Consider the following 22,958-nt stretch of genomic DNA (forward strand, 5'->3'; position numbering starts at 1 on the left):
AAGAATATGTAAATATACCTTGACAATTTGCTTTGAGGTATTGAGCAAAGTCATCCTAGTTTTGTGCATGTATTACCCAATACATGTGTGACAAAGTTCTGAGCCTGAACTGATAAATTGTGAGTTTGATACCAGGTGTAAGCATGACTCGCGATCGCCTGCGACTCGACGAAATCTGTTATTTCTGTGAGGCGATCGCTGAGAACCCAGTAATGTTTTCCCGGTTCTATGCCATCTTGTAATGATGTATAAACTCTAGGACTCACAGTTAACATTCCATGAGCGCAGTAAGCTGCAAATATACCAGATTTGGCTAAATATTCTAGATGGTAATTAAAGAATCCTGCGAAGGAGTTCAAAAGAATGTCACTAATTTCAGCAGCAGATAGTTTACCTGTTTCTACTATTGGAATACCTTGAATTGAAGAGAGTTCTAAATCTGTTGGCGCTCCGATATCCAAGATTTCTTGAATGCCGAATAACCGACATGCTTGACTAATTTCTTTTAGAGATTGACGATAAGCTCTTTTGCGAATGCTAGGACTACCGAACAGTACTAAGCGTCGAGAACGCTCTGCTAAAGGTGGTACTTGCTTTGGTTCACCCACATTAGAAAAGACGGGTAGTGTGGGAATTTGAGTTTGTTTTTTCTGACTTAAGCGCTCCAGAACTTCTGCATAGTTTTGATTGCTTGTCAAGCAGCGATCGCTCAGTTTTGCTAAACGAGCTGCTAAATTTCTTTGCTGTCCAGATAACCAAAAAGAACTCGTCCAAGGTAACTTTCCAGAAGCATAAACTTCATGGAACATCGTTACTAAATTTGAGTTAGGAGTATTTCTTTTCCAACGTTCCAAGCCTTCAACTAGCCAAATCGGACACCCTCGCTTGGCATAACCGTAGCCGACGTAATGTAATAAGACTGTAGTTGGTTTGCTTGCTAATAAGGATAGTAAAGCTGTGGTGGAACGCTCGTCTACTGAATTAATTAGAAAATCTTCAATTTGAGTATTTCCAGTCCAAGCAGCATCACCAATTGCAAAATGAGTTTTGAGATTGAAATCATTGTAAAGCTGCCGTGCCAGATTTAAGGCATAATCTCCCAAGCCATCTATTGCTGGAGGTAGTCGTGGAACAATCTGAATGATATCCATTAAAGTAGCTGCACTAATTTAAACTATGCTACACGAGTCAATAAAACAGCAACTCCGGTGTGAATTTTTTTTCGCAAGACTAAGGGCAAAGATTGCGTAAAGTTTTCACAAGTATCAACCCAACTAGGAGTAAGAAAATTTAATAATTTTCCTAACTTTAGATGACCGTTAGTTAGTGGATTTGTAAAAATTCTTGTCTCTTGAATCGATAATCCAGCTTGACGAACTATGCTTTCTATCTCATCTAAATGTAATAAAAAGATATGACCGTCTGAATTAGGCTGAAATTGGATTGCTTCAAACTCGCTGGGATCGGGACAATCTGAAAATTTAGGCAAATGGTTCTGAAAATATTCACCATTTGGCGTACTCATGACTATGTGACCACCAGGTTTCACCATCTGAGCTATCTTCTTCAGAAACAGATCGGGATGAGCAACGTGTTCGATAACTTCAGTAATTAAAATTACATCAAATTCAGCATCAAGCCCTAATGTAAAAACATTTCCTGGTTTGTAGTGAATAGTGCCATATTCCCATTTTAGTTTGACGTAATCAACTAATTCTTCTCGTAAATCGTTCCAGGTAACTTCATAGCCGAGTTCTGCTAAAGTCAAACTAAAGTTTCCCTGTGCAGCAGCTACATCTAAAACTTTTGCTCCTGGTCGAGCAACTTTCTGAACTAGCTCTAAAGTATGTTTATATCGATGGGCGTATGCATAACTATATCCGCGATAGCTAGTCTCCCCATACATTTCTATTAAATCGTATGAATAACTTTGCTTCCAGCTTTCTAACCAGTGATTTTGAAGGGTAATAGTTTTCATATCTCAAAAAAAATTGATTTTTAGTTGTTATTAAGTGTTTTCACGTTTGATAATTTATACTGCCAAAGTAGTACGCTCATCTGTAAGTAAGCAAAATGTTCTAAAAAAGCTTCGTCAATTCCATTTAATTTAAAGCTTAAAATTGCCGGAACTGTCTGTTTGACAAAACTCCGTAAAGCGAATAAGAAATAATACACGGAATTAATATTTACCAATTCTTCTGCATGAATTGATAAGTAGATAAATGTCGATTCTCGATGTTGTTTGATTTTGTTCCATCCTCCCTTTGCTCTCCAGGGATGGCATACAGAAGCAGCTGGCACAAAAGAAAATCTATATCCATTCTTTGCTAGTCTGAATCTGAAATCTACATCTTCCATCGCAGCGTAGGGAAATCGTTCGTCAAAACCAGATAGAGAATCAAAGAGTTGCTTTTGTACGGCAAAATTACATGACCATAAATAACCACCTGTCTCGTTAATAGGCGAGGTTTCTGCAAGGCTTTGTCTTGGGCGATCGACATAAGTTCGCCCCTCAAAAACGAGATAAGATTGTTGAGCGATCGTAGCTTGGGCATAGGCTTCTAACCACTGAGGATCTGGGAGACAATCATCATCCGTAAAAACTAGCCACTCACCACTGGCGTATTCTGCCCCATTATTTCGATTTGCTGCCGGACCTTTACGGGAACCAGCTACCCATTTTACCCAAGGAAAACACTCGCGAATCATCTGCTGTGCAGTTGTTTGGAAACCATCATCGGTGACAATAACTTCATATTGCTCTGCTGGTAGTGTTTGAATTCCAGGTGATAGAAGATCTAAGCATTTTGCTAATAAGTCATTGCGTTGATAGGTAGGGATAATAACAGAAAATAAAGGCATTGAATTCATACTTATACTAAGACCTACAAGGCATGTTTATCATAATATTTCTGAAAGGTGTTAATTGTAATTAGAAGCTGTAAGGCGATCTAATAAAGAGTTTTTTATTTTGAAGGTGCGATCGCCTCTGATATTTTGACTAAAAATCTGCTTAACATATGACTGAAGTTTCTCGGTCACTATAGTTTTATCAAAATTCTCATTTAAAACGTTGAAAGCTACTTCTGCTATTTTTTTACGTAAGGCTTTATTTTGAATTGTATCTATTAAAAAGCTCTCGATTTCATTAACTCTATTTGTTTCACAAACAAGCCCACACTTCCAATTCTTCAAGAATTGATTACAAGCAGAATAAGCTGGACCGCAGGCTAAAATGGGTTTACCAGCAGCCATATAATCAGTCAATTTAGTTTGTACTGAAGAACGAGTCATGTGTGCATATTCAGGTAAAAATGATGAAGCCACAAGTAGTAGATCGGCACGCTGGAGATAGCGATTGAGTTCTTGATAGGGAATGATATCGCCATACGTTACTTCCCACTGCTGCCATTTATCTCTGTAGGGATTCCAGAAACATTTGTCTGTGTGCAAGACGAGTTCAATATCTTTTCCATCGCATCTGAGTTGAAAAATTGCTTCAGCGATCGCTGCCAATGCATCGTAGTGCATTGACCAAATGGAGCCAGCATAGACAACTTTAAACGTACCTTCATGAGTTATTGCTGTATCAGGTGGCTGTTTGTCTGATAAGTCAACAGGGTTATGAACGATTAGCGAACTTTGAGGTTTTATCTGATAGCGATTTGATAATTCAATTTGTAATTGTTCGCTAATCATCAACCAACTATCTGCCTGTTTTAAAAGTTGATTAGCCATTTTTTGAACGCTGTTCGACAACCATCGCGAGTTATCGATCGCTATCCAATCATCCATGAAGTAAATTAAGGATGGACAGTGAAAGTATTGAGTTAATTTATAACCCATTAGCAAACATAAAGACGTGACCGGACAAATTAAAATAATTTCCGGATCGAATTCCTCTAGTTTTTGTAAATTTGAAATTGGAAACCAGTCGAGTAGTTGTAGATTTATCCAATTGATTAAAGGATTAAGAAATTTTCCTAATCGATTGTGTACTATGGGTAAACGATGTCCAGCAAAGGAAAGTACTTGGCGATCGAATGGCGAACTTGTCGGGTTAGACTCTAATTCGTGTTCGGGACAAAATAACATCAGTAATTCAGCAGGGTAGTTATCAAATAAATTGACAAGAGTTCGATTAACTCCCTTGCCTTCTTGACTTAAAGTCGCTTCAGTAACTAGTAAGATGCGCGGTAGCTTGTCAACCATAATACGAGCTATGCAACCTCTTGAAGTCTTGTTGTCCAAGTCGTGACAATTTCCGAAAATATTAATTTCAAAGGTTTTGTAATAGACCAATTAGAGTAGTGATTCTGCATTTTACGGAGATCGCTGTAGTAGCAAATATGATCTCCTTCGCGATTTTTATCTACATACTCGTACTGCATCTTTTTGTGAGTTAGTGAAGCTACAAGCTCGAAAGCTTCTAAAATAGAGCAAGTATTGTCCTTACCCCCACCTAAGTTGTACACTTCACCACAACGGGGTGCTTGGATAAACTCTTCAATAAAACGGGCGACATCATAGGAGTGAATATTATCTCGTACTTGTTTTCCCTTATATCCAAAAACTTTGTACGTGCGATTTTCTAAATTACATTTCACTAGGTAACTGAGAAATCCATGCAGTTCTACACCACTATGGTTAGGTCCTGTCAAACATCCACCTCGCAGGCAGCAAGTTTTGAGTCCAAAATATCGACCGTACTCTTGAACCATGACATCAGCTGCAACTTTAGAAGCACCAAAAAGAGAATGCTTCGACTGGTCAATGCGGAACGATTCAGGAATACCATACTGATAGGTTAGCTCGGCATATTCCCAACGGGTTTCTAACTCCTTCATAGCAATCTCATTCGGTGCATCTCCGTACACTTTGTTGGTAGATAAATGTACAAAAGGAGCTTCCGGCGCAAATTGGCGCGTTGCCTCTAACAGATTTAGAGTTCCTACAGCATTAGTGTCAAAATCATCAAAGGGAATTGCCGCAGCTCGATCGTGGCTGGGTTGTGCTGCTGTATGGACGATCGCCTCTGGTCTGAGGCTTTCAATCAGATCTAGAACTCGTTGGCGATCGCGAATATCTATTTCATGATGCACGAAGCCTTTAATCAGAGATTCCAAGCGCTGTTGATTCCAGCGAGTATCTCCTTGGGGTCCAAAAAAAACAGCTCTTTGATTGTTATCAACACCGTGAATTGCCCAACCTTGACTAGCAAAATGTAGGCAAACTTCAGATCCAATAAGTCCCGACGATCCAGTTACCAATAATTTCTTCATTCAAAATTATGCCTTTTTGCTCTTTAAAAAATTTCTGATTTCTAATAAAAAAAACCAGTTTTACCTTAAACTAAGGAGAATAATTTAATATTTTTAGTCATGTCAACTACTTCAGGAGTTACGCAGTCGATCCCCCAACCCCCTTAAAAAGGGGGCTTTATTCCTCCCTTTTTAAGGGAGGTTAGGAGGGATCGTCGAGATCTGTAACTTCAAGTGCGTAACTCCTATACTTATAGCCATCCAAATTAATTTGTGAATGTTTCTTGTGTAGAGAAGTTACATTTAACGTCTCTACATAAGCTATATTTACTAAAGCTATATACATTGAAGTCGTAGAGATTGAAAATCTCGCAGAGATATATACTTCAGATGTAAGTGACTTACGTATTGAACGAAATCGTTGATTTAGTCCTTACTCGCTCGATTTACGAATAAACTGTAATTCTTTCTTTTCCGCGTGTCCAACCGCAATTTTACTGATAATTCTATCTGGCGCGATCGCAACCGTAAATCTACTTAAGTAAATGTACGGCAACTGAATTGTATATATCTCAATAAAATTTGATTCTACAGAATTGCTGCACGATCGCTGCACCGAAGTGCAAGTTAGTAGCGATCGTAGCTACTGCATTCAGCATCTATATATTGATAACCCTATAATAGCGGTTTTCAATTGGATGTAATACATGTCTGGTAGGGGCGCACAGCTGTGCGCCCCTACAAATGTCATCCACACAATCGAGAATTGCTATAAATCGGATTTATACAGTCAGCAACATTGGTGAATCGGATCTTGGATTTAAATCCACGTCTCGCGTGCTGACCAAACACGTATGACCAACGTTAGCGCACCTATCCGTGAAATCTGTGGAATTTACTACGCTTCCATAATGTTATGTCTTTTCCCCCAATCCCTTTATACAACCGAACTCGTACGACCTACCAAGCTACTTTCTTTACAGTTTATTTAACATTTAGCTGTGTTTCTTCACCGTTTTTTGCTTTGAAAGCTAGTTTTTTAGTATTTAATGTAACTATCACTAGTAGTAAAAACACTGAAGACGGAAATGATAATTTTCTATTTTAGATAAAAAATATACCTCTATAATTTCAAACTATTGACTTCCGTAAGGAAGTACTAGATCGCCTGCGGACGCAACAAGGTTGCCATCTTCTCAATACATTTATCTCTTTATAGTTTGCATGAAGTTTATTTACGCGATCGCAGAACGATTAACAAAGTTTTTTTAACTCCAGTTAGACGAAATAAAAACAAATAGTTTGAAAGTGCAGAGATAAGCTTTTTGAATTAATGAATTGCATTGGCGATCGTCGCAAGAAGCATTATATATCTATTGCTAACCAGTAGTTTAGTACTCTCACCAGCTCCTTTAAATATAGGAATTCTAAGTTAAAGATGAGGAAATTTTAAGTACTGAATTATCTTCAACAATATCTCAATTAGCTTTTAGTTTAAAGTCCGCAATCGAACTAGCATTAAATGCCTGCTAAGTAGGCAAATTTTGCCGTGAAAGCTAATGAAAGAACAAACCAAAATTTCTATTTACTCCTATTTATCTCTATTCATATTTGTAATTTGGTAAGGTTCTAATGAAACGACATCTCAAGTATTTCACGCTATCTTTATGCACATTTCTTCTGAGCGCGGGTCAAGCATCTGTACTCATGACGACACTGCCCTTACCAGGGTTACAAACATCAGCTGCTGTTGCTGCGACATCACCCAATACAGAACCAGGCGGATCGATCCTAGTCATCACAACTACTTCCGACCCTTTCAGCAACTACTATGCCGAAATTTTGCGAAATGAAGGACTGAATACATTCAATGTCAGCGATATTTCCTTAGTTTCCTCAGAGATGCTTGCTAACTATGATGTAGTCATTTTGGCAAGGATGACCCTAAACCCCTCTCAAGTGACCATGTTTAGTAACTGGGCAGCTAGTGGTGGCAATTTGATCGCAATGCGTCCTGACAAGCAGCTCAGTAGTTTGCTTGGTCTTACTGATACAGCCTCCACACTCTCAAACGGTTACTTACTTGTAGACACGTCAAAAGCCCCTGGTAGTGGCATTGTTAACCAAACTATCCAGTTCCACGACACTGCCGATCGCTACACTCTCAACGGTGCTACCAGTATCGCCAATCTTTATACAAACGCAACGACTGCAACTTCTAACCCAGCAGTAACTTTGCGTAGTGTTGGTAGTAGTGGTGGTCAGGTTGCTGCATTTACCTACGACTTAGCGCGTTCGGTCGTCTACACCCGTCAAGGAAATCCCGCCTGGGCTGGACAGGAGCGGGATGGTTTCTCACCAATTCGCGCCAATGACATGTTTTTTGGTGCGGCAAGTAACGATCCTCAACCAGACTGGATCGATATGAATAAGGTTGCTATCCCGCAAGCTGACGAACAACAGCGCTTGCTAGCAAACTTAATTCTGAATATGAACCTGGATAAAAAACCCCTACCCCGTTTCTGGTATTTTCCACATGGGAAGAAAGCAGTTGTGCTGATGACTGGGGACGACCACGGTAATGGAGGAACAGTAGGTCGGTTCAACCAATACAAAACCATGAGTCCGGCTGGTTGCTCTGTAGAAGATTGGGAATGCGTTCGCGGCACTTCATATATTTATCCCAATACGCCAATAAGTAATGCACAGGCAGCCGCTTTCACTGCTGATGGTTTTGAAGTCGGGTTACATGTCAACACAAACTGTGCGAACTATACGCCTACTTCGCTTCAAACTTTCTATACACAACAATTGAGTGCGTGGAGTACCCGCTTTCCCAGCGTACCTGCCTCACCTAGCCAACGCCACCATTGTGGTGTTTGGAGTGACTGGGCTACCGCGTCCAAAGTGGAGCTGAGTCAAGGAATACGGCTCGATACCAACTACTATTTCTGGTCCCCTAACTGGGTAGGCAATCGCCCAGGGTTCTTCACTGGAAGTGGTATGCCAATGCGCTTTGCTGACCTGAACGGAACACTCATTGATGTCTATCAAGCAACTACACAGATAACTGATGAGTCGGGACAAACATATCCTTTCACGGTTAATACTCTACTCGATCGCGCACTAGGAGCAGAGGGATATTACGGTGTTTTTACTGTCAACGCCCATACTGATAGCAATATTTCATCCGTATCAGATGCAGTAGTTACCTCAGCACAAGCCCGTGGTGTACCGATTGTTTCTGCCCGTCAAATGTTGACCTGGCTTGATGGTCGCAACAACTCCTCATTTAGTGGATTGGCATGGAATAACAATACTTTAAGCTTTGCGATCGCGCCAGGTACAGGCACAAGAGGGCTACAAGCAATGTTACCAGTGCGATCGGCTGCTGGAACAGTTGCCAGCATTACGCTTAACGGTAGCCCAGTTACTTACACAACCCAGCAAATCAAAGGTATTGAGTACGCCTTGTTCTCAGCTACGAGCGGCAATTACGTTGCTACATACACTAACGCTACTACAGACACGACTCCACCCAGCGTCAGTTCTACTTCACCTAGTAACGGAGAGCCAAATGCTGGTATTGGATCGAGCGTAACAGCCACCTTTAGCGAAACGGTAGATCCAGCAACAATTAATGCAAATACCTTCGTACTGAAAGATTCTACCAATGCGATCGTACCCGCTAGCGTCACCTACAACGCAGCAACCCGCACCGCTACATTGCAACCAAGCAGTTCGTTAGTCACAGGCAGAACGTATACCGCTACCGTCATCGGCGGGACGAGCCAGCCTCGCGTCCAAGACTTAGCAGGCAATCCCCTAGTCGCTAACTTCAGTTGGTCTTTTACCACCACAACATCTAGTTCGTATAGCTTCTGGAATGACACGGCAACTCCCGCTATAGCAGCCAACTCTGACACTCAAGCTGTAGAACTGGGAGTCAAGTTCAAGTCCGATCTCAACGGTTATGTGACGGGCATCCGCTTCTACAAAGGTAGTGGAAATACTGGGACGTACATTGGCAACCTCTGGACGAGTACGGGGCAGCTACTAGCAACCGCCACCTTTAGCAACGAAACTGCTACGGGTTGGCAACAAGTCAAATTTTCTCAACCAGTAGCGATTAACGCCAACACCGTTTACGTCGCCTCCTACCACACTAGCGTCGGTCGTTATGCCATCAACGAAGGTTATTTTGCTACTGCTAGCGTCGATAATCCACCCCTACATTTTCTCCGCGATGGCGAGAGTGGCGGGAATGGAGTCTATAAGTACGGTACAACTGGCTTCCCCAACCAAACCTATCGCGCCAGTAACTATTGGGTTGATGTCACCTTTGCCACCAATGCTACCAATCCACCCCCACCAGTTACAGATACAACTGCGCCCAGCATCAGTGCGACTTCTCCTAGCAACGGCGCGACTAATGTGAGTACTAGCACGAGCATCGCTGCCACTTTTAGCGAAGCGCTCGACCCGGCGACGATTAACAGCAACACTTTTGTGTTGCAGGATGCCAATAACGCGCTCGTCCCTGCCACGGTCAGCTACGATGCCGCTAGCCGCACTGCTACACTGCAACCGAGCAATCTACTGGCAACTGGTGCAACCTATCGCGCTACCCTCAGAGGTGGGACAACTCAACCACGGGTACAAGACCTCGCTGGCAATGCTCTAGCAACAAATTCCACCTGGTCTTTCACCACCGCAGCCGCAGCATCGACTTCTACGTATAGTCTTTGGAACAGTGCAATCATTCCTGCACAAATCGCCACTTTCGATCCTTATCCTGTCGAGGTAGGAGTTAAGTTCAAGTCGAATACGAACGGCTATATCACGGGTATTCGCTTCTACAAAGGCAGTGGTAACACGGGTTTGCACAAAGCAACTTTGTGGACTAGCAACGGACAGCAAATAGCAACAGCAACATTTACAAATGAAACTGCCACGGGCTGGCAGCAGGTCAACTTTGCCCAACCAGTACCAATTACTGCTAACACCGTCTACGTCGCCTCCTATCACACCACAACTGGCAACTACGCTTTCGCGCTGAACTACTTTGCTAATTCTGGGCTTGATAACGGACCATTACATGCTTTGCGTGATGGAGCTAACGGTGGCAACGGCGTTTTCAAGTATGGCAATGGTGGCTTCCCTTCTCAGACATTTCGGTCGAGTAACTATTTTGTCGATGTCGTGTTTACTCCAAATCAGTAAATCTCTATAGCAAACGAAGATCCGCATTTTATCTAAAGCCAGGGAATAGGGTTCCCTGGCATTGTCTATCCACAACTGCTCGAACAGAAAATCAAATGAAAAAAAGATTAATTAGGTTTATTGCAATTGCAAGTGCAGCAATGTTTCTGGTCTTAGGACTGGATGTGGGGTCTAAATTGCAAGTGCAAAAGGCGATCGCTGCCGATATCTGCGCTGCTCCCACCAATGCGATCGCGGCGGAAAATTGTTTAACGGGTAATCCTTCTACAGAGTGGGATATTAGCGGTGTTGGCGATACGAGTATTCAAGGCTTTGCCAGCGATATTAGCGTTAATCGAGGTGAGACAGTCAACTTCAAAATCAAAACTAACGCCACTAGTTATCGCCTCGACATCTATCGCATGGGTTACTATCGTGGCATGGGCGCTCGTAAAGTCACGACCGTTCAAGTTTTAAATCGCCCTCAAAGTCAACCAAACTGCCTCAATGATGGAGCAACGGGACTAGTCGATTGCGGTAACTGGGCGGTGTCTGCTTCCTGGGCTGTACCGACCAACGCCGTATCGGGTATCTACTTTGCCAAGCTCGTCCGTACTGATACTGGGGGAGCTAGCCATATTGTTTTCATTGTCCGAGATGACGCTGGTACGTCCGACCTGCTGTTTCAGACTGCCGATACTACCTGGCAAGCTTACAACAACTATGGTGGCAATAGTCTCTATACCGGATCTCCAGTTGGTAGAGCTTATAAGGTTAGCTACAATCGCCCATTTAACACGCGCGTGGTTGATGGTGGTCAGGATTGGTTGTTTGCCACCGAGTATCCAATGGTTCGCTGGCTGGAAGCTAACGGATATAACGTCAGCTACTTCACTGGAGTAGATAGCGATCGCTACGGCAGCCTGATCCGCAATCATAAAATCTTCTTATCGGTCGGTCATGACGAGTATTGGTCGGCAGGGCAACGCGCCAACGTAGAAGCCGCTCGCGATCGCGGCGTGAATTTGGCTTTCTTCAGCGGTAACGAAGTTTATTGGAAGACGCGCTGGGAAAACGCCATTGATGGGTCGGGGACATCCTATCGTACTCTAGTCGCCTATAAGGAGACCGTAGCCAATGCAAAAATCGATCCGCAACCAGGGATCTGGACTGGTACTTGGCGCGATCCGCGCTTCAGCCCACCAGCCGATGGTGGTCGTCCTGAAAATGCCTTAACTGGCACTCTCTTTACAGTTAATGACGGGGCGACAACTGCTATGAAAGTACCTGAAGCAGATGGTAAGATGCGTTTTTGGCGTAATACGAGTGTTGCCACCCTCTCGCCAGGAAGCACTGCTACACTATCCGATCGCACGCTCGGTTATGAATGGGATGAGGATATTGACAATGGCTTCCGACCAGCTGGCTTAATTCGGATGTCAACAACTACTGTTGACAATGCACCCGTTCTACAAGACTATGGCTCTAGGTTTGGACGGGCTAGAGCAACTCACCATCTGACGCTGTATAAACATAATAGTGGTGCGCTCGTATTTGGCGCTGGAACAGTCCAGTGGTCTTGGGGCTTAGATGGGAATCACGATCGCGGTAGCTCGGTTCCAGATGTGCGGATGCAGCAGGCGACGGTTAACTTATTTGCTGACATGGGCGTGCAGCCCAATACATTGCAGGCTGGATTGGTTCCTGCCACTGCCTCAACCGACATCACCGCTCCTACTTCAACAATCTCATCGCTACCATCTGTCAGCGTACAGGCAGGAAGCCCAGTCACGATTAGTGGTACGGCAAGCGATACTGGTGGTATTGTTGGCGGTGTTGAGGTATCTGTTGATGGTGGTACGACATGGCATCCAGCTACGGGTCGTGCTAACTGGAACTATACTTGGACACCACAAGCAACTGGATCGGTAATCACTAAAAGTCGCGCGATCGACGATAGCGGCAACCTTGAAACTTCTGGAGCAACCACTACCGTTACAGTTGGGGAACGTTCCTGTCCTTGCAGTACCTGGAATGACACGGCAACCCCGACCACAGCAGCCAGCTCTGATGCTCAAGCTGTAGAACTAGGAGTCAAGTTCAAGTCCGACCTCAACGGTTATATCACTGGCATCCGCTTCTACAAAGGCAGTGGTAATACCGGGACGCACATTGGCAACCTCTGGACGAGTGCGGGACAGCTACTAACAACCGCTACCTTTAGCAACGAAACTGCTACAGGCTGGCAACAAGTTAACTTTTCTCAACCAGTGGCGATTAACGCCAACACCGTATACGTCGCCTCCTACCACACCAGCAGCGGTCGTTACGCCATCAACGAAGGCTATTTTACCAGCAGCATCGATAGCCCACCACTACACTTTCTACGCGATGGCGAGAGTGGCGGGAATGGAGTGTACAAGTATGGTACAACTGGCTTTCCCACCAACACCTATCGCGCCAGCAACTATTGGGTTGATGTCACCTTTGCCACCAATGCTACCAATCCCACTCCACCAGTTACAGATACAACTTCGCCCAGCATCAGTGCAGTTTCTCCCAGCAACGGCGCGACTAATGTGAGTACTAGCACGAGCATCGCTGCCACTTTTAGCGAAGCGCTCGACCCGGCGACGATAAATGCCAACACTTTTGTGTTGCAGGATGCCAATAACGCGCTCGTCCCTGCCACTGTCACCTACGATGCCGCTAGCCGCACCGCTACACTGCAACCGAGCAATCTACTGGCAACTGGTGCAACCTATCGCACTACCATCAGAGGTGGGACAACTCAACCACGGGTACAAGACCTAGCAGGTAACGCCTTAGCAACAAACTCTACTTGGTCTTTCACCACCGCAGCCGCAGCATCGACTTCTGCTTATAGTATTTGGAATTCTAACGCAATGCCTATTGTGGTAGCCGACTCCGATACCGCAGCCGTGGAACTCGGCATTAAGTTTGAAACAGATGTCAGCGGCTATATCACTGGCATTCGATTCTACAAGAGTACTGGAAATACGGGCGTACATACTGGTAACTTGTGGACTAGCAGCGGACAACAACTAGCAACGGCAACATTTACCAACGAAACTACTTCAGGTTGGCAGCAAGTCAACTTCGATCGCCCCGTAGCAATTAGCGCCAATACTGTCTATGTTGCTTCTTATCACACTAATGTCGGGCGTTACTCTAGTGATGAGAATTACTTTGCTGTTTCTGGCGCTGACAATGGACCGCTACACTTTCTAGTCAATGGAGCTAGTGGTAGCAATGGAGTTTACAAATACGGCTCCAGCGGCTTCCCCAACCAAACATATAAGGCAAGTAACTACTGGGTTGATGTTGTCTTTACTGCCCAATAACTAAATCCTATTTAGCACGATCTGTAGGGGCGCACAGCTGTGCGCCCCTACACATGTTACGCACGCAATCGAGAATTGCTATAAAAAGTTCCTTAAAAGCGATCGCATTCCTCCTTGGGTAAATGCGATCGCTTTTTTTGCCATAGTAGACTTGCCAGATTTCAAAATTTAGCTGGCTATTACAGTTGCAGGAATTCTTGGATAGCAGACCAACGGGCTTCAAAAGTATGGCACGCTTGCATTAAGGCTAGGGCGTTGGTGCGGAGGCGATCGAGTTCGCCAGGGATATTATAAAGGCGTACTAGTGCTTCTGCCATTAAGTCGGGGCGATATCGGGGTACGAGGATACTATTGAAGTTGTCTTGGATCGTTTCGCGGTTGCCAATAATGTCAAACGCAATGACAACACATCCAGTGGCGAGGGTTTCAATTACAGTTCTAGGACAGCCTTCTCCCCACAAGAGATCCTTACCAATATTCATGCTGAGGAAAACTTCGCAAGAACGCATCCCGGCAAGAACCTCCGCTTCAATGCCCTGAATTCGCTGAAATTCTAAGTCGAGACCCTTCGCTCGAATGGCTTCTTGTATAACTGTGAGATAGGCTTCTGTGTGAGAACCTTCAACCATGTAGCCAATGCGACGAGGTTGCCGTTGCTCTGGAGTCGGAAACCAAAGGGTGCGATCGATCAAATTAGGCAAAAGGGTACAGGCACGCTGGAAGTGAGCCATGTGCCAAGCCTGAATCGTGCGGGAAATAGCAGCTACACCTTTAAGTTTGCCTTGATACAGCTCTGCCAAGGCAGCAAAATCTTGATGCTCGGTAATTGCTAGCTCCATATCCCAAAAGTAAATCTGCTGGCTGGGTTGTATGAAAGCTTTAGCACCTGCGAGAGAAGTCACGCAGCGTACATTCTGAGCCGACTTAAGTTTCTCCTGATATTCAGCTATGGAAAGATGAGGTTGACTATCGAGCAACCAAGGTTCGTAGCTACCGTCATAGGTAACCATGTAAGCTTCGTAGCCTTTTTGACGCAGCAGTTTCACTAGCAGATTGAGTTCTTTAGTGCCACCACAAAATTTTAAGTTGCCTTGGAAACTAGCATCGATACAATAGGAAGCAAAAATAATCGGTTTGCTCACTGGAGTTGCCAGCTGTTGGATTGGTGACTCGTCTGAGATATAAGGGATAGTATTTTCTGGAGCCTTGACAATACCAAGTTTCATTCCAAGACGTTTCATGTTGGCATGAATGCCAGTGAAGCGAAGGAGATTGCTGACTTGATGAATCAATCCGCCGCGTAAATCCTCAAAGAAATAGGGGATAGAACGGGCAATTGCAAGTTTGATCCGAGTACTACCATTACGAGTACGCCAATATGTCCACATAATATAGGAAAAATTTTTATCTTCAGGGTTTAGGATTTTGACTCCATTTTTGTAAGCGGCGGTAGTAGTGCCAGTAAAACCATTCCGGTAGCAAGACGTTAAGTCGTCCAAAACCATGTTTCTTAATGAGTTCAACCCAACTAGAGAAACGCTGCTTTAAAGGCATTAGTCTCAGGCGAGATTGAACGATCTCCTCAATTTCAATGTCTCTTGAGCTAAAAACTTTTTGTAAGAAAACATCTGGCTCGCCGACAAACATTCGATCTACCGTTGGAGTTGATGTTACAGTTAACCGAGGCACAGTTGTCGCACGGCAGTACACATCTTCTAAGTAGCGCTGCCAATGACTCCCCATGTGTCTCTCTGTAATTGTTTGTCGAGTGGCTTCCCCAAGAGATAGTCGGAATTCTTCATCTTCAACCAAGCGGGATAGCGCTGCCGTGTACTCTGGAAGATTGCGTGCAAGGATCAGCTTGTCAGTCAAACCTGGTGCATCAGCACTCAGTATTTTGGACGCATGAGAGTAGGGATAGCGGCTGACCAGAGGCGTACCATAGCTTCCTGCTTCCAATAGCGATGTAATCGAGACGAAAGGAAATGAATCAACATAAATATCGGCAGCTTGGTAGAATACGGCAGTATCTTCGCGCTGCCCGAAAACTTTAATTCTCCCCTGCGATCGCTGGATAGCTACCGACCATTCCTCGGTGTCAACTGGACCAATTACGATTAGAATCGCTCGGTCGTATTTTTCCAATAATGGGACGTGTGCATCCGCAAAGCTAACTCCATCAATCGTTCTGTACTTGAGCGACCGAGCGATAGAGAGCAAGACAACGCTGTCTTCAGCAAAACCAAGTTGTCGTTTTGCCTCCGTGCGGGAAAGCATTCTTTGGGTGGGATTTAAAATAATCGGCAGGATAGCGGTGCGATCGCTCGCTATGCCTCGACGCTCTTGTGATAAGCGCATACCAGATTCTCGCAGATTAGCCACGACATCGCTGATACTCACTCCTTGCCAAAAGCAGTGATCGCCGTAATCTACAAAGATAATCGGTGGAGATTGTTCCCTGTTTGCAAATGCAATTGTTGGCATCACATCGTAACTCCATATATGCAGTACGACTAGATCCGCTGATGCAGCAATGTCGCGTAGTCTTTTCGCCCAAGAGACAAGGTTGCCGATGCTCTTGTCTAGCGCATATATTCTACCCTGGCTGTTATTGACGGCATCCTTCAGAAATTTAGGAACCTCGTGCAGTCCCTGCCGCGTTAATACAAGCGAGTGGGAACGCTCAGTATCCTGCCCAATCCAGCGCCAAAGCATTCTAGAATGTCCGCCAATGCCCATGACGGCAGTGGAAACATGCAATATGTTTCTTGGTGCTTTATTGCATGAGGAATTTTTATTAAGAGTAACGTCGAGCGGTATAGCCTGTCGTCCGATTGTCAGGAGAATTTGCTCTAGTTCAGGGCTAACAAAAAGACCGCAGTGTTGCTCAGTGGCATATAAAGCTGCAATTTCTGCATACACTGCTGCTGTGTGATATTCACCCCTTTGGATAAAGTCTCTCGCCCGAGCAACTAAGTTGCGAAATACCTCGAAGTTTTGTGGAATTAGGCGGCTGCCTTCTTCTCGCCAAAGGCTGAGTGTATCGCTAGCTATTGTCTCCATACAATACTGTTTGCTATCTCCTACTAATCTTTAGTTGGCGCTATGCTCAAACCTGACAAGCAGTTTTCAAAACCGCGATCGCCCGCTCCTGCTCCTCCTCAGTCATCTGATGGAAAAGTGGCAAAACAATTGTCCGATCTTGAGCTTGTTCGCTCTCGATGAGGCGATCGCCACCACACGACCAAGCCTCAATTTGATATGCTGCTTCGCGGTGAGCGCACATAATCCCGCGTCGCGTGGAAATCCCAGCATCAAGCATCGTCTGCATGACTTGTACCTGGTCGCATTCCTTTGGCAGACGGACGCAGTAACCCTGCCAATTACTCCGCGCCCAAACTGGCTCTGTTGGTAATTTCAATCCCTGCACAGCCGCCAGCTTTTCTCGATATCGCTCTGCCAACAGACGACGGCGTGCGACAATCTCCGGCAAGCGCTTGAGCTGTTCCCGTCCCACTGCCGCTTGAATGTCGGTCATCCGGTAGTTGTAGCCCAACATCGGGTAAGTCTCGAAAATCACTTGCTTTGCACCGTGGCGCACCGTGTCAGAAACACTCATGCCGTGTTGTCGCCACAGACGAAACTGTTTGTCCCATTCAGGATTACTGGTGGTTAGCATTCCACCATCGCCAGTCGTAATTACCTTGCGGGGATGGAAGGAAAAACAGGCGATATCACCGTGTGGCTTACCGATTTTTTCCCACTCACCATCCCAGAGAATTTCACTGCCAATAGCGCAAGCTGCATCTTCGATAACTGGCAAATTGTAGCGACGCGCAACCTCCGCAATTGCTTTGAGGTCGCAAGGCATTCCCATTTGGTGGACGACCAGAATCGCGCGAGTGCGCTCGCTCACCACTGCTTCAATTAAAGTGGGATTAATGTTGTACGTATGCGGCTCGATATCCACAAATACGGGGAGCGCACCGCAGTATCGGATACTATTGGCAGTGGCAATATAGGAATGGCTGACGGTAATTACCTCATCCCCAGGTTTTACGCCCACGGCTAACAGAGCCAAGTGCAAAGCCGTGGTGCAATTAGAGACAGCACAAGCAGACTTTGCCCCTACATAGGCTGCAAACTCTTGCTCGAAAGCGGTGACTTCGGGTCCTTGCGTCACCCAACCGGACAGAATCGCCCGCTTCGCGGCATCTGCCTCGGCTTCACCCATCCAAGGTTTGGCAATTGGAATATTCTGCATCTGCTCAGACATGGCATATTTCCTTTGCTTGTTTTTCATCGCTCCACCATTTAACGAGCCGACGCAACCCCTCTTCTAGCGAGATTTGTGCCTCAAAACCCAGCAATTCTCTGGCTTTGCTGACATCTGCCAGTCGGCGCTGTACGGGGTTGACTTTGCGTTCTGCACCATATTCTGGCTGCAAATCCGATCCCATCACTCTAGCCAAACTGTAAGCTAGGTCGTTCAAACTGCTTTCTACACCGCTAGCAATATTAAACACTTCGTCTGTCACATCGGCTTTAGCCGCCAAGATGTTTGCCCTGGCGATATCTTCGATGTAGACAAAATCCATTGTCTGCTTGCCATCACCGAAAATCAGTGGCGCTTGACCTGCGCTCATGCGTTCCATCCAGCGGATCAGCACTTCGGTGTAAACGCCGTAAATATCCATGCGCGGACCGTAAACGTTGAAGTAACGCAAAGCTACATAGTCCAGCCCGTACATTTCATAGAAACTACGTAATAGTCCCTCGTTAAATGTCTTAGCTGCACCGTAAATCGTGCGGTTGTTGTAGGGATGGTGCGCTTCTGTGGTGGGAAATGCTTCTGCCATGCCGTAGATGGAGGCGGAGGAAGCTGCAACTACTTTGCTCACACCTGCATTCACCGCAGCTTCCAAGACGTTGAAAGTACCATTCGCTAACACTTCTAATGCCAGACGCGGTTCTTCAGCACATTGATTAATCCGAATTGCTGCTTGATGAAAGACAACATCGACACCTTGCATTACGTCTGCAAGCAGTTGGCGATCGCGAATGTCACCTGTAACAATCTTCACCGAGCCGCGCTCTAATGCCCAGCTCAAATTTTTTTGATTCCCGCGAGTGAAATTATCAAGAATAATAATCTCAGCGATTCCCTGCTTGACCAAAAGATCGGTAATATGGGAGCCTACTAAACCAGCTCCACCCGTAATGAGTACTTTGTCTATCTGCATTTGTTAAACCTAAAACCTAGTAGAGTCAGGCATTACGCACTTGAAGTTTCAGATCTTGACGACCACCCCCCTAGACCCACTTAAAAAGGGGGGAATAAAGCCCCCAATTCATCGGGGGTTGGGGGATCGACTGCGTAACTCCTGAGAGTATTTATTTGAATTTTGCAACTGTAACTCCGAAGCGATCGCACTCGCTAGTCATCTACTTTTTGCCTCTGCTAAAAAGTAAATAGTGGTTGAGTATTCAATTGGAAGATCTAGACCTAGCTCGAATAAGCCACGTAGTTGCTTGTCGTTACAGGCAGCAAGCATACTATTAGGTAATACCTTGGCAAACATGCCTTTCTGCTCGACGATCTGAAATCCAGCCCCTACAAGTAGCTTTTCCATTTCGTAACACGTAAAAGCATGTTTATGTCCCATGCGTCGGTCTGTCTCACCCAATTCTCCTGGATAGGTTGCTAAGCCCATCTTCACAGCCAAACGTCGGTGTAAACTGAGTGCGTGAGGCACGACAACAGCTAATTTACCCCCTGGTTTAAGCCAGTTCTGCCTCGCCATCTGGAGAATCAGCCCGGGATCGTCTACATGTTCGAGGACAAAGGTTGCTAGAACAGTATCAAAAGTTCGATCTGGCTGGTAGTCTTCAAATAAAGAGCAAACTGGTGTCCAACGCTTACCATCAAGTCTGCTAGCCAGATCTTGTTGCATAGCAGCTAGCAACCCTGACGAGCCATCTACACTCGTCACGTCGGCAAATTTATCGATTAACTTTGGAGTCCAGATGCGATCGCCTACACCTAATTCTAGAATGCGATCGCCATCAAGCCTAGATATTACCAAATCTGAGACGAGATCTAGCACTTTCTGGTCAACTCCTCTATCTGGTGTGGGATTGAGGTACTCAACCGTGATTTGCTCTAATTCTCTGGTCGATTCCAACCGCTTCGATGTTTCTATCACTTTTGTTTCCTCGACACTTGCAATCTTTTGTCCGAAAGGTTTTTCCTTCCGCCTTTTGCTATATCTCTAACGGTGCAGATTGTACTCTCAATACAGCAACTACCTTGCTAGGCTCCGTAACTATTTGCATAGTTTTTCAAGTTCTCTGATGGTTCGTATGCATCACGCCAGCGGAGAAAACGAGCGGGAACGCCAGCAACGATCGCAAACGGTGGCACGTCCTTAGTCACAACTGCTCCTGCACCGACAATACTGCCTTTGCCAACTGTTACCCCAGGCAAAATGACTGCATTCATACCAATATCGGCTCCGGCTTCAATTTTGACCGATTTGATTTCTAAGTCAGTTTGAATAATCGGAACGTCAATCGGTAATCCAGTATGAGTGGAACCCAAAACTTTTGCTCCTGGTCCCCACCCGACATTCTCTTCAATCGTTAAGTCACGCGCATCAAAGTAGCTTTGCGGTCCAATCCAAACGTTGTTCCCAATGATGCATTTACCATCGAAGCGTCCTTGAATGTAGCTCTGCGAACCAATGAACACGCGATCGCCGATCTCAAATGTTTCGAGATGCTTAAAACCTGCTCCACTCTCAATCCGCACTCCATGTCCAAATCGCTGCGCTACGGCTCGCCAGATTGCCCGCCGCATCAGTCCATCAACATCTCCATCACCGATCGCAAAGCGCGAGTACAACTCAAGTAATGCTTTTTGTCCGTACCGATCGAGGAGATATTCTGCTAATCCAATTTCAAAGTTAGGATCTGGTTGAAAGTCTTTCAAGCCATGAACGGCTTTGACTATTCTAGTTCCATCTAGTTCAAACATTGACTTCCTCAACTGTTTTCTGACTAGCTATTTCACTCGATTGATAAACTTTCAAAGGCATATTGCCACCAACTATACATTTGCCTTGGCAACGAAGATCGAATACCCATCGATGTCTCGGACACACTAACTTATCGTTATGAACCTCGACCTGAGAAAGATCTGCTCCCGCGTGAGGACAATAGCGTTGAACGTGGTATTCCTTCTCGCCATCTCTGACTATAAATTCTTCGTTTTCGGCTGCTTGAAGCGTTTTTTCCACTTGAGCAATAAGTTTAGGTTCGTTACCGTAGCGTAAGATTGCAAACAAGGGCCAGTTATAAGCATCTGGTCGGCGTTTTGCTTTGAACCTCATACTTAAGAACAAACTTTCCCAATGCTCTTTACCTTCTACTAGTAAATTGGCGATCGCAGTGTCTATGGTAAATTCATAGTTTGGCGTTTCCGTACACGAGCGCATAATTGCAAACTCGCGATCGCGTGTTTCAACATACACAGAGCCACCATTCACACCAGTCAGCGTAAATTTTACTAGAGCGTTGACTTTCTCAGTTAGGTAAATGCTAGCAGAGAACAACTGCTGAATATAGACGATAAATTCCTGCAAAAATTCTTGATCGGGCTGGGGTAAACTACTTAGATAGGACTGAATAACAGCGGCTCTTTTCTGCTTGTAATTATCTAATACTAACGCTTTTTGCGAAAGTTCAAGCGAGCTAAACTGGCGGGTAATTTCTAGTTGTCTATCGGATGATAATTTTACGACATCCCCAGGTAAAAGTAGACTTAAATTCCCATTTATTTGTTGAGCAAGCTCTTCGTACACATCCCACTGATCGGGAAAAATGCCGTTCTCCTGAAAATTTAAGTGGAACAGCTCGTCTTCCAAAAAGGCGGGAGGTCCAGCATAATGAAAAACATGTTTGGCACAAATATTATTAGCAAAGTCAACAAAACTATCTAACATATCTTGTTTAAGTTTTGCTGCTATTCGTTGTTGTTTTTTAGCTTCATATGCATAAGTTGCTGGATACCACATTGCTCCCGAAAACTGGGCAAAGAGGAAATCGATCCCTAATTTCCTATATTTAGGAATATCTTCATCTGGAATATGGCAATCATTTTTGTGCAAGATCTTCGTATTACCAACTTCAATCAGTAATGCCGAATCTATCTTGTAAAGCGACTCGTCTTTAACAACAGCAACGCTGAAGTTTTCAGCCAGATGATATGATTCCCAATCTTTGAGTTGCAATATGCGGGTAAAACCAAGCTTGGCAATTTCTCTAGCAAAGGTATCTGTCAAAAACTCGGCAATAATAACAGTGACTTTATGCTTGGGAAAGTCTTTCAGAAAATCTCGGTCAAAATGATCGTCATGATCGTGGCTGATATACAAATAATCTGCGTCGTATAAGTCTTGTCGTTCGAGAAAATCATTCGGTGGGTATTGATGCCAACTATGCAAGAAAGCACCGCTTTCGCTCATCCAAGGATCGCATAGTAATGTCACGCCATCAGCTTTGAGGAGAATACCAGCGTGACCAAGAAATTTTAAGGAAAAAGAATCAGACATATTCAGCAATCACCGCATTGATAATCTGGGTTTGTGAATCTGCGATCAATTCTGCATACATTGGTAAGGACAACACTTCCTTTGATGCCGCTTCTGAGTGAGGAAACTCGCCAGCTTGATAACCCAGGTCGGCATAAGCTGGTTGTAGGTGTACCGGAATCGGATAGTGAATGCCTGTTTGGATTCCTTTCTCTTGCAGCTTTTGTTGTAAGGTATCCCGTTGCTGCGATCGCACGGCATAGACATGGTAAACGTGATGGCTGTAAGGCATCGCTGTCGGAGTTTTCACACCTGCATTTGCTAGCGGTTTGTCATATCGTGCGGCGTGCGCTCTGCGTGCCTCTGTCCAGGCATCTAAATGGCGTAACTTCACCCGCAAGATCGCTCCCTGGATGCCATCCATGCGGTAGTTGTATCCCTTAAAGACATGGTGATACTTGCGTTCTTGTCCCCAATCGCGCAGCATCCGCATTTTGCGCTCGTATTCGGGATTGTTGGTGACGACCATACCACCTTCA

The 22,958-nt window shown here is 44.9% G+C and carries 15 protein-coding genes; 2 read left to right on the plus strand and 13 right to left on the minus strand.

All coding sequences use genetic code 11. The features are described 5' to 3' along the window. Positions 1–50: 50 nt before the first annotated feature. The 5 genes from C7Y66_RS02870 to C7Y66_RS02890 are packed head-to-tail and all read right to left on the minus strand — an operon-like array spanning position 51 to position 5,282. A complete protein-coding gene (locus C7Y66_RS02870) occupies positions 51–1,151 on the minus strand; it encodes a hypothetical protein (RefSeq protein ID WP_106544386.1) in 1,101 nt (366 codons plus the stop codon). 23 nt (positions 1,152–1,174) lie between these two features. Further along, complete coding sequence (locus tag C7Y66_RS02875) at positions 1,175–1,978, minus strand: bifunctional 2-polyprenyl-6-hydroxyphenol methylase/3-demethylubiquinol 3-O-methyltransferase UbiG (RefSeq protein ID WP_106544387.1); 804 nt, start codon at positions 1,976–1,978, stop codon at positions 1,175–1,177. A gap of 20 nt (positions 1,979–1,998) precedes the next feature. Beyond that, a complete protein-coding gene (locus C7Y66_RS02880) occupies positions 1,999–2,862 on the minus strand; it encodes a glycosyltransferase family 2 protein (RefSeq protein ID WP_233222497.1) in 864 nt (287 codons plus the stop codon). A gap of 60 nt (positions 2,863–2,922) precedes the next feature. Further along, positions 2,923–4,212 (minus strand): glycosyltransferase, encoded by a 1,290-nt coding sequence (locus C7Y66_RS02885; protein ID WP_199197219.1) that lies wholly within the window; start codon positions 4,210–4,212, stop codon positions 2,923–2,925. Positions 4,213–4,220: 8 nt separating this feature from the next. Next, a complete protein-coding gene (locus C7Y66_RS02890) occupies positions 4,221–5,282 on the minus strand; it encodes an NAD-dependent epimerase/dehydratase family protein (RefSeq protein ID WP_106544389.1) in 1,062 nt (353 codons plus the stop codon). A 1,611-nt stretch (positions 5,283–6,893) separates the two neighbouring features. On the opposite strand from C7Y66_RS02890, the gene C7Y66_RS02895 reads away from it, so the two are divergent. Together C7Y66_RS02895 and C7Y66_RS02900 are read left to right on the plus strand one after the other, a co-directional pair. Next, entirely contained in the window at positions 6,894–10,484 is a 3,591-nt protein-coding gene (locus C7Y66_RS02895; RefSeq protein ID WP_106544390.1) for a DUF4082 domain-containing protein, read from the plus strand. Positions 10,485–10,579: 95 nt separating this feature from the next. Beyond that, positions 10,580–13,828: a DUF4082 domain-containing protein gene (locus tag C7Y66_RS02900; protein WP_106544391.1), complete on the plus strand. Its 3,249-nt coding sequence runs from the start codon at positions 10,580–10,582 to the stop codon at positions 13,826–13,828. 179 nt (positions 13,829–14,007) lie between these two features. On the opposite strand, the gene C7Y66_RS02905 is transcribed toward C7Y66_RS02900, so the two are convergent. The 8 genes from C7Y66_RS02905 to C7Y66_RS02940 all read right to left on the minus strand — a co-directional run. After that, positions 14,008–15,333: a glycosyltransferase gene (locus tag C7Y66_RS02905; protein ID WP_233222498.1), complete on the minus strand. Its 1,326-nt coding sequence runs from the start codon at positions 15,331–15,333 to the stop codon at positions 14,008–14,010. Continuing rightward, positions 15,239–16,891, minus strand: coding sequence for a glycosyltransferase (locus C7Y66_RS02910; RefSeq protein ID WP_106544393.1), 1,653 nt, complete (start codon positions 16,889–16,891; stop codon positions 15,239–15,241). Before C7Y66_RS02910 ends, C7Y66_RS02905 begins: the two co-directional genes overlap by 95 nt. Before the next feature lie 46 nt (positions 16,892–16,937). Then, positions 16,938–18,104 (minus strand): DegT/DnrJ/EryC1/StrS aminotransferase family protein, encoded by a 1,167-nt coding sequence (locus tag C7Y66_RS02915; RefSeq protein ID WP_106544394.1) that lies wholly within the window; start codon positions 18,102–18,104, stop codon positions 16,938–16,940. Continuing rightward, positions 18,097–19,071, minus strand: a complete 975-nt coding sequence (locus C7Y66_RS02920) for an NAD-dependent epimerase/dehydratase family protein (protein ID WP_106544395.1) — start codon at positions 19,069–19,071, stop codon at positions 18,097–18,099. Before C7Y66_RS02920 ends, C7Y66_RS02915 begins: the two co-directional genes overlap by 8 nt. A 198-nt stretch (positions 19,072–19,269) precedes the next feature. Next, positions 19,270–20,034, minus strand: a complete 765-nt coding sequence (locus C7Y66_RS02925) for a class I SAM-dependent methyltransferase (protein ID WP_158265859.1) — start codon at positions 20,032–20,034, stop codon at positions 19,270–19,272. Between the two features lie 107 nt (positions 20,035–20,141). Continuing rightward, entirely contained in the window at positions 20,142–20,864 is a 723-nt protein-coding gene (locus tag C7Y66_RS02930) for a DapH/DapD/GlmU-related protein (protein ID WP_106544397.1), read from the minus strand. Further along, entirely contained in the window at positions 20,857–22,440 is a 1,584-nt protein-coding gene (locus tag C7Y66_RS02935) for an MBL fold metallo-hydrolase (protein ID WP_106544398.1), read from the minus strand. The genes C7Y66_RS02930 and C7Y66_RS02935 overlap by 8 nt, the downstream gene beginning before the upstream one ends. Continuing rightward, on the minus strand, positions 22,433–22,958 hold a 526-nt coding region (locus C7Y66_RS02940; RefSeq protein WP_199197220.1), incomplete at its 5' end, for a DegT/DnrJ/EryC1/StrS aminotransferase family protein. The genes C7Y66_RS02935 and C7Y66_RS02940, both read right to left, overlap by 8 nt.

Origin of the sequence: Chroococcidiopsis sp. CCALA 051, assembly GCF_003015105.1 — a bacterium.
Classification (GTDB): domain Bacteria; phylum Cyanobacteriota; class Cyanobacteriia; order Cyanobacteriales; family Chroococcidiopsidaceae; genus Chroococcidiopsis; species Chroococcidiopsis thermalis.

Coding starts and splice junctions, on each gene's coding strand:
- C7Y66_RS02910 (WP_106544393.1), bottom strand. CDS start 16,891: ATGGAGACAATAGCTAGCGATACACTCAGCCTTTGGCGAGAAGAAGGC.
- C7Y66_RS02880 (WP_233222497.1), bottom strand. CDS start 2,862: ATGCCTTTATTTTCTGTTATTATCCCTACCTATCAACGCAATGACTTA.
- C7Y66_RS02890 (WP_106544389.1), bottom strand. CDS start 5,282: ATGAAGAAATTATTGGTAACTGGATCGTCGGGACTTATTGGATCTGAA.
- C7Y66_RS02935 (WP_106544398.1), bottom strand. CDS start 22,440: ATGTCTGATTCTTTTTCCTTAAAATTTCTTGGTCACGCTGGTATTCTC.
- C7Y66_RS02900 (WP_106544391.1), top strand. CDS start 10,580: ATGAAAAAAAGATTAATTAGGTTTATTGCAATTGCAAGTGCAGCAATG.
- C7Y66_RS02870 (WP_106544386.1), bottom strand. CDS start 1,151: ATGGATATCATTCAGATTGTTCCACGACTACCTCCAGCAATAGATGGC.
- C7Y66_RS02915 (WP_106544394.1), bottom strand. CDS start 18,104: ATGTCTGAGCAGATGCAGAATATTCCAATTGCCAAACCTTGGATGGGT.
- C7Y66_RS02875 (WP_106544387.1), bottom strand. CDS start 1,978: ATGAAAACTATTACCCTTCAAAATCACTGGTTAGAAAGCTGGAAGCAA.
- C7Y66_RS02885 (WP_199197219.1), bottom strand. CDS start 4,212: ATGGTTGACAAGCTACCGCGCATCTTACTAGTTACTGAAGCGACTTTA.
- C7Y66_RS02905 (WP_233222498.1), bottom strand. CDS start 15,333: ATGGTTTTGGACGACTTAACGTCTTGCTACCGGAATGGTTTTACTGGC.
- C7Y66_RS02930 (WP_106544397.1), bottom strand. CDS start 20,864: ATGTTTGAACTAGATGGAACTAGAATAGTCAAAGCCGTTCATGGCTTG.
- C7Y66_RS02920 (WP_106544395.1), bottom strand. CDS start 19,071: ATGCAGATAGACAAAGTACTCATTACGGGTGGAGCTGGTTTAGTAGGC.
- C7Y66_RS02895 (WP_106544390.1), top strand. CDS start 6,894: ATGAAACGACATCTCAAGTATTTCACGCTATCTTTATGCACATTTCTT.